Origin of the sequence: Halobellus rufus (assembly GCF_000739575.1) — an archaeon.
Taxonomy (GTDB): Archaea; Halobacteriota; Halobacteria; order Halobacteriales; family Haloferacaceae; genus Haloquadratum; species Haloquadratum rufum.
Genome location: NZ_BBJO01000002.1, coordinates 122,646 through 137,675, shown reverse-complemented (window position 1 = coordinate 137,675; position 15,030 = coordinate 122,646). Strand labels below are relative to the sequence as shown.

The 15,030-nt window shown below is 67.9% G+C and carries 18 protein-coding genes, 1 tRNA gene and 2 pseudogenes; 10 read left to right on the top strand and 11 right to left on the bottom strand.

The window, feature by feature from the left end:
• Window positions 1-57 precede the first annotated feature (57 nt).
• A pseudogene (locus tag ACP99_RS01285) lies at window positions 58-521 on the bottom strand (YbaK/EbsC family protein).
• Between the two features lie 208 nt (window positions 522-729).
• On the opposite strand from ACP99_RS01285, the gene ACP99_RS01280 reads away from it, so the two are divergent.
• Window positions 730-1,575, top strand: a complete 846-nt coding sequence (locus ACP99_RS01280) for a ZIP family metal transporter (RefSeq protein WP_049984857.1) — start codon at window positions 730-732, stop codon at window positions 1,573-1,575.
• A gap of 35 nt (window positions 1,576-1,610) precedes the next feature.
• Here the strand turns inward: ACP99_RS01280 and ACP99_RS01275 are convergent, their stop codons facing one another.
• From ACP99_RS01275 to ACP99_RS01265, 3 genes are all read right to left on the bottom strand, one after another.
• On the bottom strand, window positions 1,611-1,895 hold the full coding sequence (locus ACP99_RS01275; RefSeq protein ID WP_049984856.1) for a DUF7545 family protein: 285 nt from the start codon (window positions 1,893-1,895) through the stop codon (window positions 1,611-1,613).
• Window positions 1,896-1,965: 70 nt separating this feature from the next.
• Window positions 1,966-3,390, bottom strand: a complete 1,425-nt coding sequence (locus tag ACP99_RS01270; protein ID WP_049984855.1) for an MATE family efflux transporter — start codon at window positions 3,388-3,390, stop codon at window positions 1,966-1,968.
• An 84-nt stretch (window positions 3,391-3,474) separates the two neighbouring features.
• The gene (locus ACP99_RS01265; RefSeq protein WP_049984854.1) at window positions 3,475-3,663 is read right to left on the bottom strand and encodes a hypothetical protein; all 189 of its coding nucleotides are present in this window, start codon (window positions 3,661-3,663) and stop codon (window positions 3,475-3,477) included.
• A 152-nt stretch (window positions 3,664-3,815) separates the two neighbouring features.
• Here ACP99_RS01265 and ACP99_RS01260 point away from each other — a divergent pair, with 152 nt between their 5' ends.
• Window positions 3,816-4,004 carry a hypothetical protein gene (locus ACP99_RS01260; protein WP_049984853.1) on the top strand — a complete coding sequence of 63 codons (189 nt, stop codon included), beginning with the start codon at window positions 3,816-3,818 and terminating at the stop codon, window positions 4,002-4,004.
• A 35-nt stretch (window positions 4,005-4,039) separates the two neighbouring features.
• On the opposite strand, the gene ACP99_RS01255 is transcribed toward ACP99_RS01260, so the two are convergent.
• From ACP99_RS01255 to ACP99_RS20755, 3 genes are all read right to left on the bottom strand, one after another.
• A complete protein-coding gene (locus tag ACP99_RS01255; RefSeq protein WP_049984852.1) occupies window positions 4,040-5,107 on the bottom strand; it encodes an NAD(P)/FAD-dependent oxidoreductase in 1,068 nt (355 codons plus the stop codon).
• Between the two features lie 182 nt (window positions 5,108-5,289).
• The gene (locus tag ACP99_RS21155; RefSeq protein WP_331280748.1) at window positions 5,290-6,624 is read right to left on the bottom strand and encodes a sensor histidine kinase; all 1,335 of its coding nucleotides are present in this window, start codon (window positions 6,622-6,624) and stop codon (window positions 5,290-5,292) included.
• A complete protein-coding gene (locus ACP99_RS20755; RefSeq protein ID WP_231554192.1) occupies window positions 6,540-7,052 on the bottom strand; it encodes a histidine kinase N-terminal 7TM domain-containing protein in 513 nt (170 codons plus the stop codon). Before ACP99_RS20755 ends, ACP99_RS21155 begins: the two co-directional genes overlap by 85 nt.
• Before the next feature lie 156 nt (window positions 7,053-7,208).
• On the opposite strand from ACP99_RS20755, the gene ACP99_RS01245 reads away from it, so the two are divergent.
• Complete coding sequence (locus tag ACP99_RS01245; protein WP_049984850.1) at window positions 7,209-7,496, top strand: DUF357 domain-containing protein; 288 nt, start codon at window positions 7,209-7,211, stop codon at window positions 7,494-7,496.
• A gap of 26 nt (window positions 7,497-7,522) precedes the next feature.
• Here ACP99_RS01245 and cysS read toward each other — a convergent pair.
• Window positions 7,523-9,012: pseudogene (cysS, locus tag ACP99_RS01240) on the bottom strand (cysteine--tRNA ligase).
• Window positions 9,013-9,099: 87 nt separating this feature from the next.
• On the bottom strand, window positions 9,100-9,627 hold the full coding sequence (locus ACP99_RS01235; protein ID WP_049984849.1) for a DUF7523 family protein: 528 nt from the start codon (window positions 9,625-9,627) through the stop codon (window positions 9,100-9,102).
• 111 nt (window positions 9,628-9,738) lie between these two features.
• On the opposite strand from ACP99_RS01235, the gene ACP99_RS01230 reads away from it, so the two are divergent.
• Together ACP99_RS01230 and ACP99_RS01225 are read left to right on the top strand one after the other, a co-directional pair.
• The gene (locus tag ACP99_RS01230) at window positions 9,739-10,650 is read left to right on the top strand and encodes a CbiX/SirB N-terminal domain-containing protein (RefSeq protein ID WP_049984848.1); all 912 of its coding nucleotides are present in this window, start codon (window positions 9,739-9,741) and stop codon (window positions 10,648-10,650) included.
• Complete coding sequence (locus ACP99_RS01225; RefSeq protein WP_049984847.1) at window positions 10,643-11,752, top strand: DR2241 family protein; 1,110 nt, start codon at window positions 10,643-10,645, stop codon at window positions 11,750-11,752. The genes ACP99_RS01230 and ACP99_RS01225 overlap by 8 nt, the downstream gene beginning before the upstream one ends.
• Window positions 11,753-11,775: 23 nt before the next feature.
• Here ACP99_RS01225 and ACP99_RS01220 read toward each other — a convergent pair whose 3' ends face one another.
• On the bottom strand, window positions 11,776-12,006 hold the full coding sequence (locus tag ACP99_RS01220; RefSeq protein WP_049984846.1) for a DUF7508 domain-containing protein: 231 nt from the start codon (window positions 12,004-12,006) through the stop codon (window positions 11,776-11,778).
• The gene (locus tag ACP99_RS01215; protein ID WP_049984845.1) at window positions 12,006-12,467 is read right to left on the bottom strand and encodes a DUF5796 family protein; all 462 of its coding nucleotides are present in this window, start codon (window positions 12,465-12,467) and stop codon (window positions 12,006-12,008) included. Before ACP99_RS01215 ends, ACP99_RS01220 begins: the two co-directional genes overlap by 1 nt.
• A 126-nt stretch (window positions 12,468-12,593) precedes the next feature.
• Between ACP99_RS01215 and ACP99_RS01210 the strand changes: the two genes are divergently transcribed.
• From ACP99_RS01210 to ACP99_RS21585, 5 genes are all read left to right on the top strand, one after another.
• Window positions 12,594-13,112 carry a MaoC/PaaZ C-terminal domain-containing protein gene (locus ACP99_RS01210; protein ID WP_081927027.1) on the top strand — a complete coding sequence of 173 codons (519 nt, stop codon included), beginning with the start codon at window positions 12,594-12,596 and terminating at the stop codon, window positions 13,110-13,112.
• 98 nt (window positions 13,113-13,210) lie between these two features.
• A complete protein-coding gene (locus ACP99_RS01205; protein ID WP_049984844.1) occupies window positions 13,211-14,065 on the top strand; it encodes a shikimate kinase in 855 nt (284 codons plus the stop codon).
• The gene (locus tag ACP99_RS01200) at window positions 14,062-14,376 is read left to right on the top strand and encodes a chorismate mutase (RefSeq protein WP_049984843.1); all 315 of its coding nucleotides are present in this window, start codon (window positions 14,062-14,064) and stop codon (window positions 14,374-14,376) included. The genes ACP99_RS01205 and ACP99_RS01200 overlap by 4 nt, the downstream gene beginning before the upstream one ends.
• 114 nt (window positions 14,377-14,490) lie before the next feature.
• A tRNA-Arg gene (locus ACP99_RS01195) sits at window positions 14,491-14,565 on the top strand.
• 174 nt (window positions 14,566-14,739) lie between these two features.
• The gene (locus ACP99_RS21585) at window positions 14,740-15,009 is read left to right on the top strand and encodes a DUF7563 family protein (RefSeq protein ID WP_081927025.1); all 270 of its coding nucleotides are present in this window, start codon (window positions 14,740-14,742) and stop codon (window positions 15,007-15,009) included.
• The last annotated feature ends 21 nt before the right edge of the window (window positions 15,010-15,030 follow it).

Genomic DNA, 15,030 nt, shown 5'->3' with positions numbered 1-15,030 from the left:
AGGTGCGCCCGACACGAAATCCTATCGGCGAGTGTACGATGTCGAGAACGGGCGGAGTCAGACGTCGACGGGCGTCGCCTCGGCGAGTCGCCGGAGGTCGTCGGGGTCGATCGGGAACACGGCGGAGGGCGTTCCGGCGGCCGCCCAGACGGTGTCGTACGCCAGGAGCGACTCGTCGAGGAGCGTCGGCATCTCGGAGTCGTGACAGATCGGCGGGACGCCGCCGATGCTCCAGCCGACGACGTCGCTGATCGCGTCGGGGTCGGCCATCCCGACGTCGTCGACGCCGAGGTGGGCCGCCAGTCGATCCTCGTCGACGTGGTTCGCGCCGCTGGCCACGACGACGACGAGGTCGCCGTCGGCGTCAAAGACGAGGCTGCTCGCGATCTGCCCCACGTCACACCCGACGGCGTCGGCGGCGTCGGCGGCCGTCTTCGTCCCTCCGGGAACTCTTCGACTGTCGGTTCGAGGTCGTAGCGCTCCCGCGCTCGCTCGACGAACTCCGCGGCTCTGCGGTGCATACGACTCACTCAGACTGCCGCCCCAAGAGCGCTTCGACACGGGTGATCGCCGCCGCCCGGTGGAACTGCGTTTGCTGACCAGTACAATCAGAAATATGACTATTTTTCGTCGTTGCAATCAGCTCGGTGGCGGCGGGAGGCTGTTTTAGGCCCGCCAAAATAATCAGAAATGTGAAATGTTTATCTCCGTCCGACGCCAACCGCCGGTATGGTCGAGTTGTGGTCGCTCGGGTTCGTCTTCCTCGCGGGACTGATTACCGCGTTCGCGACGGGGCTGGGGGCGCTTCCCTTCTTCTTCGTCTCGGAGATCAGCGACCGATGGAACGTCGCGCTGTGGGGGATCGCCTCGGGAATTATGCTTTCGGCGTCGGTGTTCGGCCTCGTCCTGGAGGCCCTCGGCGAGTACGTCCACGTCTCGTTGGGCGGCGTCGCTCTCGACCCCGTTCCGCAGCGGCAGTTGCTGTTGCTCGGACTCGGACTCGCGGCCGGCGTCGCCCTCGTGTACGTCGCCCACGACGTCATCGAGGCCGCGGAGGTCGACCCGCAGCAGTACGCCGAGGCGGACTTCAAGAAACTGGTGTTGATCCTCGGCGTGCTGACGGTGCACTCCTTTCCGGAGGGCGTCGCTGTCGGCGTCTCGTTCGCGGACCTCGGGATCGAGGGCGGCACCCAGATCTTCGGGTTCGTCGTCCCCCTCCTAGCGATCTTCATGACGGTCGCGATCTCGATTCACAACGTCCCCGAGGGCGTCGCCATCTCGATCCCGCTGCGATCGATGGGGGTGCCCAACTGGAAACTCGTCTGGTGGTCGGTCTTCTCGAGCCTCCCGCAGCCGATCGGCGCGGTGATCGCCTTCTACTTCGTCCGCGTCGCTCGGGAGTTTCTGCCCGCCGGCTTCGGCTTCGCCGCCGGCGCGATGATCTATCTCGTCCTGACGGAGTTCATCCCGGAGGCCCGCGAGGTCGGAAAGTCGCTGCCGGGCGAGGGCCGCCGGGAGCTGATCGGCGGACTCGTCGCCGGCATCGCGGTGATGGTTCCGCTTGCGTTCATCTGACGTGAACGCCGACGCGTTCGATTAGACCGACGGTCTCAGTGACTGTGGCCCATCGCTTCGTCGAGCGAGACGCCGAATCGGTCCTCGAAGAGCTCCTCCATCTTCTCGTTGAGCGCCTCCAGGTCCGCGGGCGTCTCCCCTTGGCTGTGGTGGACGACGCCGTGCGCCTGCTGGGCGAACGACTGGATCAGGAGGTCGCCGACGACCGTCGTCGGGGACTCGCCCTGCTCCGTGAAGACGTCGACGAGGCCCGCCGGCAGTTCGATCTCTTCGGTGTCGCCGTTCGGCGCTTCGATGGTGTAGGTCTCGGTTTCGACCATACCGTCTCTGCGACGCCTCGACATAAGGGTCTGTGGGAATCAGACGCGGTCGGCGGGCGACCGAGGGAAGTCAATCACTCGGCGTCGGCCGATACGACCGGCTGACCGCCTTCCAGCGGTCCGAGCGGAACCGCCAGAGGTTCACCGCCATCGGGACGGCGGTCTCGGCCAACAGCGCGAGCAACAGGCCGGAGACGCCGAGGACCGGCAAGACGGTCCCGAGCCACGCCAGCGGCAGCGCGGCGAGATACAGGCCCGCCAAGGCGGCGACGAAGGGGACCTGCGTGTCGCCCGCGCCGCGGAGCGCGCCGGTGATCGACCCGTCGACGCCGAGCGCGACGACGCTGACCGCCGCGACCCGGACGAACCGCGCCGAGAGCGCCTGGTGTTCGGGCTCGTTCACGAACACCGCGGCGATGGGGTCGGCGAAGACGACGACCACCGCGGCGGCGAACACGTACACCACCGCCGAGAGCCGGACGATCCCCCAGCCGTAGGCCGCCGCCTCGCCCTCCTCGCCCGCGCCGAGTTTCTGCCCGACGAGCGTCGACGCCGCGATGGAGAAGCCCCACGAGAAGCTTTCGAGCAGCGCGCGGACCTGACGGCCGACGCCGATGGCCGCGACGGCGATGGGGCCGAACGTCGCCGCGATGGCGAGAAGCGGGAACACGACCAGCCCTTGAGCGGCCCGGCGGGCGATGAGCGGGGTGGAGACGCGCGCGATCTGCCGGAGCAGGGCGGCGTCGAACAGCGGGCCCGAGCGGGTGAGCGGGACCGGACTCGCGCCCCGGCCGCGGACGTAGTTCCGACCGGTCATCCCCCACGCGAAGACGACCGTCACGAGGAACGTCGCCAGCGCGGTTCCGAGCGCCGCGCCCGCGACGCCCATACCGAGCCCGAGGACGAACGCCGCCGACAGCGCGATGTTGGCGATGCCGCCGCCGGCCCGCACGGCCATCGGCGTGACCGTGTCGCCGACGCCCGCGTAGGTGCGGCTGGCGATGAGGTTGAGAAACTCGAAGAAGAGGCCGGGCGCGACGACGGCGAGGTAGACCGCGCCGTGGCCGATGCTCTCGGGGTCGTCGCCGACGAGGCCGACGAGCGGCTCCGCGCCGAGACCGAACAGCGCGACGATCGGGATCCCCAGTGCGACCGAGAGGATCACGCTCAACCGGACCACGGCGGCCGCGCGGTCGGTGTCGCCGCCGCCGTAGTTCTGTGAGACGAGCGCGACGGTGCCGCCGGCGAGGCCGATGGCTGCGAACTTCGCGACCATCCAGAACGCCCGCGCGAGGGTCAGTCCCGCCACGGCAGTCGGGCCGATCACCAGTCCGACCAGCGCCAGATCGACCGTCTGTTTCGACATGATCGCCAGACCGGTGACGATCCGCGGCCACGCCAGGTCGACCGTCGGCCGCAGTCGCGACTCCTCGATGATGCCCGCCTCCTCCAGCGTCCGGGCGAGCGCGGAGCCGCTGCGACGGATCCGTGACACGGTTACGGCGACGCTCTGGGAGGGCTAATCGCTTCCGCTCTCGCCGAGCGGCGCTCTCGCGAATCCGACTGATGGATCACGCGGCTATTTGATCACGTCGCGGAGGCGGTCGAGGAGCTCCGGCTCGTGCGCCTCGAGGAGCGCCACGTCGGCCTCCAGTTCTCCGATCCGGCGGCGGAGTCGGGTCCGAACCGTCGACCGGTACGCGTCGCTCCCGCGCGCTCTCGTCAACACCTCTCGTTCCGTCTTCGTCAGCAGCGCGCGTCCTGTCATACTCCATCTACGAGTAGGGAGAGCATATACCCGCCTACCGTTCTCAGAAAGCAGGATTCAGACCGCGATCGTAACAGAATGTCGTTAGCACCGGAAACATCTGTCGCGGTGGGTGAGATCAGGTGCTCCCCGGAAAGAGTACGGACACTGAGATGAGCGAGCCGACGGACGAAGACGGAATCGACGGCGGAACCACCAACGACTTGGTATTCACCTGCGGCGAGTGCGGTTCCCGAGTCACGAGCGCGGGGCTCGGGGACGGAGGGACGGAACGGCCCGTCTGTGACTGCGGAACCCGATACGTCGTCACCGTTACAGTACTCGATACCGTGGGACTGTAGGCGGCCGATCGCCCCCGCCCTCGGAGAAGCGCCCGTTAGTCGTCGCTCTCGGCGGTCGCGACCTCGCTCGTCGCCGCGGCCTTCTCCTCTCGCTTCAGCTCTTCGAGGTAGTCGTCGGCGTCGAGGGCGGCCTTCACGCCCATCCCGCCCGCGGTCGCGGCCTGCTGGTAGTGGGAGTCGACGACGTCGCCCGCGCCGAAGATGCCGGGGACGTCCGTCGCCGTCTGGTTGCCGCCGGAGCCGCCCTGGGCGATCAGGTAGTTCTCGTCGTCGAGTTCGACGCCCGTGCCCTCGAGATAGCCCGTGTTCGGGGTGTGACCGATGGCGTAGAACACCGCGCCGACGTCGAAGTCGAACTCCTCGGTGTCGGGGTCGTCGAGCTTGTCGGTCGGGTGCCCCTCGGGGTGGCTGACGAGGGTGACGTGGTCGACGCCCTCCTCTTTGCTCCCGTGGAGTTCGGTCACCTCGGTGTTCCGCATGATCTCGATCTCGCCCTCGTCGACCTTCTCCATCACGCGGTCGATCCAGTAGTCCTCCGCGCGGAACTCCTCGCGGCGGTGCACGAGGTAGACCGTCGAGGCGAACTTGGTTAGGAAGTTCGCCTCCTCCATCGCGGCGTCGCCGCCGCCGACGACCATGATCTTCTCGTCGCGGAAGAACGCGCCGTCGCAGGTCGCACACGTCGAGAGACCGTAGCCCATCAGGTCGTCCTCGCCGGGGATGCCGAGCGTTCGGGCGGACGCGCCCGAGGCCGCGATGATCGCGTCGGCGGTGTAGACGTCACCGTTCTTCAGGCGGACGGTAAAGGGGCGCTCCTCCGCCTCGACGGAGTCGACGATGCCGTTTTTGATCTCCGCGCCGAAGCGCTCGGCCTGCTTCTTCATGTTCTGGACCAGCTCGGGGCCCGAGATCCCCTCGGGGAAGCCCGGATAGTTGTCGACTTCGGTAGTGAGCGTGAGCTGTCCGCCGGGCTCGTCGCCCTCGAAGACCAGCGGCTCGTTGTTCGATCGACCCGCGTAGATCGCGGCGGAGAGTCCCGCGATGCCCGACCCGGCCACGATCAGCGGTCGATGTTCGACGACGTCGTCAGCGTTGCCTGTCATATCCCACTGTTCGTTCGACCCGCCCTTTTAGATTCCGCTGTCGTGCGCGGACCCCACCAGACTGTATTGTGCGTATCGGCCAATACCGCGGGATGGAGCGTCTACGTATGCGTCAGCACCGGCGCTGGCGGGTCGTCTCGAGCGTGATCGGCAGCGAGAAGCCGAGCAGGCGATCGACCGCGTCAATCGCCGTTCGAGGTCGCGGCGTCGATCGGCTCCTGTACGCGAGCCTGCGGACGATCGGCCTCCTCCAACGGAGACGCGGACTCCGCGACGTTCGGCACTGTCACCCTGACGACGTTGCCGTCGTCGTACGTGAATTCGAGGTCGCCGTCGAGCGCCCGGACGCACCACGCGACGATCCACAGGCCGATCCCGCTGCCGTGTCGGAGCGAGGTCTCGCCGCCGTCGCGGATCGCGGCGATCTCCGTGGACTCGATCTCGGGATTCTCGTCGCGCACCTCGAAGGCGACGCCTCGTCCGTCGCTCACCGGGCGGGCCCGAACGGAGACGGTCGGCGAATTGCCGGGCGCGTGTACGATGCCGTTCTCCACGAGATTCGAGAGGACCACCGAGAGGTACCCCCGGTCGGTTCGGACCGCGGGAAGGGGGAGATCCGTCTCGGTAGTCACCGTCGCCGCCGGGTGCGACTCTCGGAGGTCCGCGAGGAGGTCGTCGAGCACTGCCTCGGGGTCGACGACGCTGTGGTTCAGGTCGCGTTCGGAGAGCCGGTCGAAATCGCTGGCCTTCGAGGAGATCGACAGCAGCCGCGCGCTCGCCCCGAGGATCGTCTCCACGTGCGCTCCCGTCGGTGAGCCCTCGGGTGCCTCGATCAGATTCGCCCGGCCTTGGATCACGGTCATCTCGTTTCTGAGGTTGTGCCTGAGAACGCGGTTGAGCACGGTCAGTTGCTCCCGCTGGCGGCGTTCCGCGGTGATGTCGTAGAGGACCAGCAGCTGTCCGACGACCGCGTCCCGGGGGTCGGTGAGCGGCGTGATCGAGACGGCGAACACCCGATCGCCGACATCGGACTCGTACTCGCCGCGCTCTCGCAGCGTCTCCAGGTCGGCGCCGACGAGCGAGTCGAGCGTGACCGGCAGCGACGCCTCGCCGCCGCCGCAGTCGAACAGGTCGACGGCGCGGTCGTTCACGTCCACCACTCGCTCGCCAGGGTCGACGACGAGGAGGGGGCTGGCGAGCCGATCGAAAGCGCTCCGCTCGGCGGCCCGTCGAGTCGTGGGGTTCGTGTCGAACATATGGGTGCCGACGAACGCGTACGCGTCGAGGGCGACATGCGGGAGGAACAGCACGGGAGCGAGGTTGAGCGCGGGCCAGGGTCCGACGCCGAGGAGCCAGAGCATCGTCCCGCCGGCGGGCGGAAGGGTACTGAGCGCGACGGCGATCGCCTCCCGGCGGTAGAGCGGCCCGTAGTTCAGGATGGTCTCGACGAGCAGCAGGACGCCGATCCCGGCCGTGACGAACGAGACCGCGACGACGAGGTACGCCGCGGGCTGGATGGCGTACTGGACCGTGAGAGACCGAACAGCGGCTCCATCCGGAACCCCCGCCACAGCAGGTCGTGGAACGGGAGGGTGAGAACCAGCAGCGATCCGCCGACCGGGACGGCGAACACCGCCTGGAACCACCGCGAGCGGAACAGTCCGGTCCGTCCGGTGTACTGCAGGGCGAACCCGAGAAACAGGGGGCCGAGCCACGCGATTCCGAGCCACGTGAGCGCTTCGGTCGCCATACGGAGGGCGGGGTCGGAGACCAAGAGCCCCACGCCATAGGCGACGGTCCAGACGGTCTGCGCACACAGCGTGAGCATAAACCACGCGGCCCCGGGGCTGCCGCGGTACCGGTCCAGATACCACACGAGCGCGAGCGAACCGGCCCCTGCGGCGAGCGAACCGGCGGCGATACCGAGAGCGAGGACCCCTACCAACGTGGCGGAGAGAGGGACATAACTACCATAAATATTCGTCTTTTTCGCCGCGCGGTTTCGCAGACGGTGGCGATACGAGACCGGCAGGGACGTGGTTCGTCTTGAGCCATCAGACGGTCGGGAAGGACTTACAACCGGTCCCGTGGGACTGTCGGTATGCCCGCGGATCTAATCGAGAAGACGGACCGTTACGAGGGGATGTTCGCCGAGGCGCTCTCGGAGGCCGAAATCGCCGTCCCGGCGTCGACGCCGCTGGGCGAGGCGGCGTCGGAGATCAGAGAGATGGCGCTGTCGTACCTCGAAGACGGTCGGCACTTCCGCGAGAACGACGACCCGGTCAACGCGTTGGCGTCCTTCTCCTACGGCTACGGGTGGCTCGACGCCGGTGTTCGGATGGGACTGTTCGAGATCCCCGAGGAAACGCACCTGTTCACGATGGAGTAGCGGCGCAGTGGCCCCCGACAGACGCGCTACTCGAAGCGGAACGTCGGGCCGTCGTCGCCGTCGTGGACCTCGACGCCGAGCGCCGCGAGGTCGTCGCGGAGGTCGTCGGCGCGCTCGTAGTTGCCCGCCTCCCGCTCGGCCTCTCTGATCTCTAAGACGAGGTCGACGAGGTCCTCTGCGAGCGTGACGGTCCCCTCCTCGCCCGCCTCGCGGCCGAACGAGAGCCCGAAGACGTCGCCGCCGAGTTCTTCGAACGCCTCGACCGTCTCGCGGAGGGCCCAGTAGTCGTAGGCGTCGTTGTCGTCGACGTGTCGGTTGCTCGCGGTCGCGAGTTCCAAGAGCGCCGCCATCGCCTCGCGCACGTTGAAGTCGTCGTTCATCGCGGCTCGGAACGACTCTCGGGTCTCCGCGAGCGCCTCGCGGAACTCGTCGTCCTCGACCTTCGCGTAGGCGTCGGTGGAGTCGCAGGCGTCGACGGCGGCCTCGTAGGCGCGTTCGAGGCGGTCCCAGCGCTCCTCGGCCTCGCGCATCTCGTCCTCGCCGAACGTCTGTTCGCTGCGGTAGCCGGTCGAGCAGTAGAACGTCCGGACGACGTCGACGCCGTACTCTTCGAGCGCGTCGGAGACGGTGAGGAAGTTGCCCAGACTGGAGGACATCTTGTCGCCCGCGGTCTGCAGCAGGCCCACGTGGAGCCAGTAGCGGGCGAACTGCTGGCCCGTGGCGGCCTCGCTCTGGGCGATCTCGTTCTCGTGGTGCGGGAAGACGAGGTCGCGACCGCCGACGTGGATGTCGATGGTCTCATCGAGGTGAGTCATCGACATCGCCGAGCACTCGACGTGCCAGCCGGGTCGCCCCTCTCCCCACGGCGACTCCCACGTCTGCCCGCAGGCGTCGTCGATGGCGGGGAGATCCGCGTGGCGGTGCTCGGCGATGTCGTCGGGGTCGACCGCGCCGGCCTTCCAGAGCGCGAAGTCCGCGGGATGGCGCTTCTCGGAGCGCTCGTCCTCGACGCCCTGCGATTCGATCTCGTCGAGCCGCTGGTTCGACAGTTTCCCGTAGTCCTCGAAGGCGGTGACGTCGAAGTACACCGACCCGTTCGACTCGTAGGCGTAGCCGCGCTCTACGAGCGTCTCGACGAGGTCGACGATCTCGGGGACGTGTTCGGAGACCCGCGGGTACACCTCCGCGCGCTTGAGGTTCAGCCCGCGCATGTCCTCGATCACGTGCGAGGTGAAGTACTCGGCGACGTCTTCCTCGCTGTCGCCGAAGTCGTCCTCGCCGATCCGCGCGACGATCTTCTCGTTGACGTCGGTGAAGTTCTCGACGTGGCGCACGTCGTAGCCTCGTGGTCCAGCCAGCGGTGCATCAGGTCCGCCTGCGCCCACAGGCGGGCGTGCCCGAGGTGCGCGTCGTCCGAGACCGTGAGCCCGCAGACGTACAACAGGACTTCGTCGTCGTTCCGCGGCTCGAACTCCTCGCGTTCGCCCGTCAGGGTGTTGGTCACGGACAGCGTCATCGACACGAGGTACTCGCGTGGTCGTTGTTAAATCGTCGGAACGGAGCCGGGACGCCGATCACGTCGCCGGACGGGGGCGGGCGTCGGTCAGCTCGTGGGGACTGCTTCCAGCGCCGATTCCACGTGTCGGAGCGCGTTAGCGCCGTCGCGCCGCGGGACGACGACGACGAGTTCGCCGCCCGCGACGCCCGCGGCGTCGACGACGACGTTCTCGGCGGCGAGTCTGTCGACGACGGTCGAGAGCGCGCTCGGGTCGACCTCGCCGTTCACGACGATGGCGGTCAGGCTGCCGTCGGCGGTGACGATCGCGCTCTCGCCGACCGAGAGCAACGTCTCCGCCTCCGTTTCGGGACTCGCCTTCGAGTCGCCGTGTTCGACGTCGACGCCGGCGAGGCCGACGCCGCTTCGCATCCGGACGGTGACGTCTCGGGTCGTCGCATCCGGTTCGGGCAGGTCGTCGGCGAAGCGTCGCAGCGCGGTCGCGACCGAGTCGGTGTCGCCGTCGACGTCGAGCGACTCCGCCGCGGCCGCGTAGTTGACGACGCCCGCGCGGAGCGCTCGGAGCAGCCACGGGCGGGCGCGAACGGCGGCCCGCGTCTCGGCGGCCAGTGACATACCCCTTCGCACGGACGAGGGGGAGAAAAATCCGCGGGTCGGTTTGGACTGCCACCACTGAAGCGCCGCGGTGCCGAAGTCCCTAAGGGCGTTCCGTCCTCCTCTCTAGGTATGCAAGCGCTGGTCATCGTGGCGCACGGGTCGCATCTCAACCCGGACTCGTCGGCGCCGACGCACCGCCACGCGGACACCATCCGCGCGACGGGCGCGTTCGACGAGGTCAAGACGGGATTCTGGAAGGAGGAACCATCTCTCAGGGAGGTCCTTAGGACGGTCGAATCCGACGAGGTCTACGTCGTCCCGCTGTTCATCAGCGAGGGCTACTTCACCGAGCAGGTGATCCCCCGCGAACTCCGACTGTCGGGCTGGGACGTCTCCGAGTGGGAGTCGGACGGCCTGAGCGCGGACACGGCGACCCTGACGGCCGAGGACACCGGCCAGACGATCCACTACTGTGGCCCCGTCGGAACCCACGAGGCGATGACGGACGTGCTCGTCCGCCGCGCCGAGACGGTCACCGGCGATCCCGACGTCGGTGAGGGGTTCGGCCTCGCGGTCGTCGGTCACGGCACCGAGCGCAACGAGAACTCCGCGAAGGCCATCGAGTACCACGCCGAGCGGGTCCGCGAGATGGACCGCTTCGACGAGGTGCAGGCGCTCTACATGGACGAGGAGCCCGAGGTCGACGACGTCACCGACTACTTCGAGAGCGAGGACGTCGTCGTGGTTCCGCTTTTCATCGCCGACGGGTTCCACACGCAGGAGGACATTCCGGAGGATATGGGCCTCACCGACGACTACCGCACGGGGTACGACGTCCCCGCCGAGGTGGACGGCCACCGGATCTGGTACGCCGGTGCCGTCGGCACCGAGGGCCTGATGGCCGACGTCATCCTCGAACGCGCCGCCGACGCGGGCGCGGCGATCGAATCGGCGATCGCGGCCGTGCGAGAGGCGACTCGCGAGGCGGGCGCGACGAGCGAGACCGACGCGGACGGCGAAACGCCGGCGGCGGGTGACTGACGTGCGCGGAGCCCAACTGGACGCGCTCGTCGACCGACTGTCGAGCGGTTCCGATCCGATCGAGTTCGACGGCCTCCGCGCGGCCGCGACCGAGGACGGCTACGCGCTGTCGACACCCGAAGGCGACGAGCACGATACTCTCAGCGAGTCCGAGTTAAGGGCGGCCGCCGGCGACGACGACGTCGCACCGTACGTCACGAACTGGTACTACTGGGAGGAGGTCGTCGGCCGCCGGGGTCGGCACCGGCGGGCGTTCCTCCGGCACGCCGAGGCCGCGAACGAACACAGCGTCCCCGAGCGCTACGCCGCGCTCGAAGACGGGATGCACACCGAGTGGGGCGAGGTCGTCGTCACCGCAACGCTCGGCGACGACGGCGAGCGCCGCTACGAGATCCGCCACGCCGACGACCGGGACGCCGACCCCGAGACGCTGGACCGCTACGACGATCCGCTCGACGCGCGGGAGCTGGCGACCTACGACGACCGCGGTCGGTACCGGCCGCTCAAGACCGCGCCGTCGCTCGTCTCCGGATGGGTGTTCGAGGATCTCGACGGCCGCGACGCCGTCGAGACGCTGGACGTGCTCTACCCCGCCTCCGTCGCCAACTGGAACCTCGAACGGGAGGGGGAACTCGACGTCACCCACTGGCGAGAGACCGCCGAGCGACAGACCGGCATCTACGACGTCGTCGACGAACTCCCGCGGGAGGCGGTCGAGTGGGTCTCGGAGGCCTGCTGCGTCGACTCTCAGTGTCTCAAGCGCCGCGAGTGGCAGTACGAGGACGGCGACGACCTCGCGGCCGACGGCGGGGCGGGCGCGTTCCCCTGCCGGGAGCCGTGTTCGCTCGTCGTCGCCGCCGCGCGCAAGTGGACGAAACTGGAAGAAGAGGGGACGCACACCTACGAGTTCGAGCTGACGCCCTCCGAGAAGGAGCAGATCGAGGCGATAATCGACGCCGTCGCCGACGGCCGCGTCGACGAGATCCGCGAGGCCGACGTCTACGAGGGAGCGAACCGCTACCGGACGCGGTACCTCCGCGCGAAGCGCTTCGACGACGAGGGGAACCTCTCGGGGACGCCGACGCACAGGGACGCTGAATAGCGGAGATCGACCGCGAAAGCCACTTACCGCTCTTCGAGAAGCTGTTCGGCGTGTTCGAGCGACTGCGCGCGTTGCCAGCGGACCTGGTCGGCGTCGCCGTAGGACAACTCCTCGCGGAGTTCGTCCGGGAGAAAGCCGGCGACGGCGTCGACGACGGTGCCGTCCTCGTCGCCGAACTCGATCAGGCCGTAGGCGTCCGGGGCGGAGCCGACCGTCTTCCGCGTCAGCGGTTTCCAGCGCTTTCTGAGCGCCATTATTCCTCGGTAGCGGTCTCGGAACCGTCGGCCTCGTCGGCGACGAACTCGTAGGACTGCTCGCTCCAGTCGTCCTCGACGAAGACGAACACCCGACCGCGTGCGACCTCGGGGTCGGCCTCGACCTCGGTTCGCATTCCTCCGGGACGCCGGACCGTCACGCCCGGGAAGATCTCCTCCGCTTCACCGTCGTCGAGGACGACTCGTCCAACGCCGGTCGATTCGAGGATGTCGTCGTGGGTCTTGAGGTCGTTGACGTACAGCATCACGCCCTCCGTCTCGGTCGGGTCCGTCACGAGGACGTGCGTCTCCTTCTTCGGCGGCGTGGTGAGCGTGTCGGTGACGGGTTCGGGAACGCCCCGATAGACGGTCGTTCTGCCGTCGGCGTACTCGACCGCGACCCCGTAGTCGAGGAGTTCGACGCCGACGGTGCTCGGCGGGACGTCGTTGCGCGCGCTCATACCCGAGGGGACGTGCGGCCGACTCAAAAGGAACGCGATGCCGACGTCCGCGACGCGTCGTGGTTACGCTGCCGAGGAGATCGCGGCGAGCGCAGCGGTTTTCAGGGCTGTCCTCGACTGCTACGTATGACTGATCCGGACCCCTCGGACGCGGACGTGGAGTCGGTACAACGACCGGACGAACCGCTGGTCTACGAGGACCTCGCAGTCGGAGACCGCTTCGAGGCGGACCGGACGGTGACGTTCTCTCGGGAGGGGATCGTCGAGTTCGCGTCGGCGTACGACCCGCAGCCGTTCCACCTCGGCGACGACGCCGACGACGCGTCGCCCTTCGACGGCCTCGTCGCGAGCGGCCTCCACAGCTACTGCGCGTGCAACCGGCTCGCGACAGAGGCGTTCTTCGGTCGCGTCGCGTTCCTCGGGGGACGGGGCGTCGACGACCTGCGGTGGTCCCGTCCGGTCGAGCCCGGCGATGCCCTCTCCGTTGACGTCGAGGTTGTCGAGAAACGGCCCTCGGAGTCGGACCCGCGGCGCGGGTACGTCGACGTCGACGTGACCGGACGCGGACCTGACGGGGAGTCCGTGGTTACCTGGCGCGTGCTGGGGATGATCCGACGCGCGGCGGTGGACCGAGACCAGAACTAGGACCTGAATTCTGACCCGGACCCGGAGTCGGCCGAATGAGCGATCGGTCTGCAACGAACAATCGCTACACCTTTCCCTCCGGTCGACAGTCTGCGAGTATGTACGGCCGTGCAGTCGCCCTGGGGGCGGGCACCGTGCTGAACGCCCTCTCGACGGGCGTCGGCTCCGCGTTCGCCATCGACGCGGAGACCTCGGCGACCGTCGAACTCGACGATTCCGGGACCGTCACCGGCTCGGTCGCGGAGGACGCCGACGCCGACACCCGGTTGATCGAGCGCTGCGTCGACCTCGCGATCGAAGCCTACGGGGACGACGGCGCGAGCTACGGCGGGACCGTCCGTACGGAGAGCGACGTTCCGATGGCCGCGGGCTTGAAAAGCTCCAGCGCCGCTGCCAACGCGGCAGTGCTTGCCACCGCCGCCGCGCTCGACGCCGACCCGGACCGATTGGAAGCGTGTCGCCTCGGCGTCGAAGCCGCCCGCGACGTGGGCGTGACCGTCACCGGCGCGTTCGACGACGCGTCGGCGTCGATGCTCGGCGGCGTGACCGTCACCGACAACGACGCTGACGAGGTGCTCGCCCGCGACGAAGTCGAGTGGGACGTGCTGGTGTGGACCCCGGCCGAGCGCGCCTACAGCGCCGACGCCGACGTGGAGCGCTGCGCGAACGTCGCGCCGATGGCCGAGCTCGTCGCCGACCTCGCGCTCGACGGTCGGTACGCCGAGGCGATGACCGTGAACGGCCTCGCATTCTCCGCGGCGCTGGGCTTTTCTGCGGAGCCAGCCGTGGAGGCGATGCCCCACGTCGCCGGCGTGTCGCTGTCCGGAACCGGCCCGAGCGTCGTCGCCGTCGGCGACGGCGAGGGACTCGACACAGTCGAAACCCTGTGGAACGATCGCAGCGGTCACACGTGGCGAACGACGACCAGAACTGACGGAGCACGCATCCTATGAGCCGAGATACATCCGAATCGAGCATCGACACGACGGGCGAAGCGGCCTCGCTGGACGAACTGCGCGAGGAGATCGAAGACATCGATCGAGAGATCGTAGAGCTGATCGCTCGCCGGACCTACGTCGCGGACTCCGTCGCACAGGTGAAAGCCGAGCGCGACCTCCCGACTACCGACGAGAACCAAGAGGAACGCGTGATGGAACGCGCGGGCCGGAACGCCGAACAGTTCGACGTCGACTCGAATCTCGTCAAGGCGGTGTTTCGCCTCTTGATCGAGTTGAACAAGGTGGAGCAACGAGAGAACCGGTAGCCGAAACCTGCTCGAAGACGCTCGTTCTCAGCGGTTCTGAAACGAGACTACTCGTGAAGGTTCACGCTTCAAATCCGTGGGTTTAAACCGACCCACGCGAGTATTCGGAAGTGAGGGCGCTTAGCTCAGTTTGGACAGAGTGCTTGGCTTCGGACCAAGTTGTCGCGGGTTCAAATCCTGCAGCGCCCATGCTCTAACAAGGCGCTTCTCCTCTAATGCGAATCGGCAGGTAGAGGCATCCTTATTTCTATTATCGCAGTTTACGGAATCGAAGATTTTCCGCTCTGAGCCGATCCAATGTGGTTACAATCCGCGGGTCCGCGCTGTCGGGCGATCGGCTTCGCATACTCGGGGTGAGAGTCGATGATGGATCTCTCAGGGTGGTCACCCGGAGATCGATCTCACTGCCGCCACTGCGGCGCTCACGTCAGCCGCGACTTCGCTCGGACCTTCGGCGACGAGGATGGGCGCGTTCACCGCTGTCTCGCGTGTGACAGCCGCGCCCGTCTACAGAAGGGCTCCGGTGCGGGTCAGCACGTTCGATATCCCGATCCCGACGAGCAGCAGGGACGGAACCACGGCCCGCGTATCCGCGCGTCTGAGGCCGCCATCGTAGGAGGTGATGACGGGTGATCCCCAGCAGCCGCGGCCGCT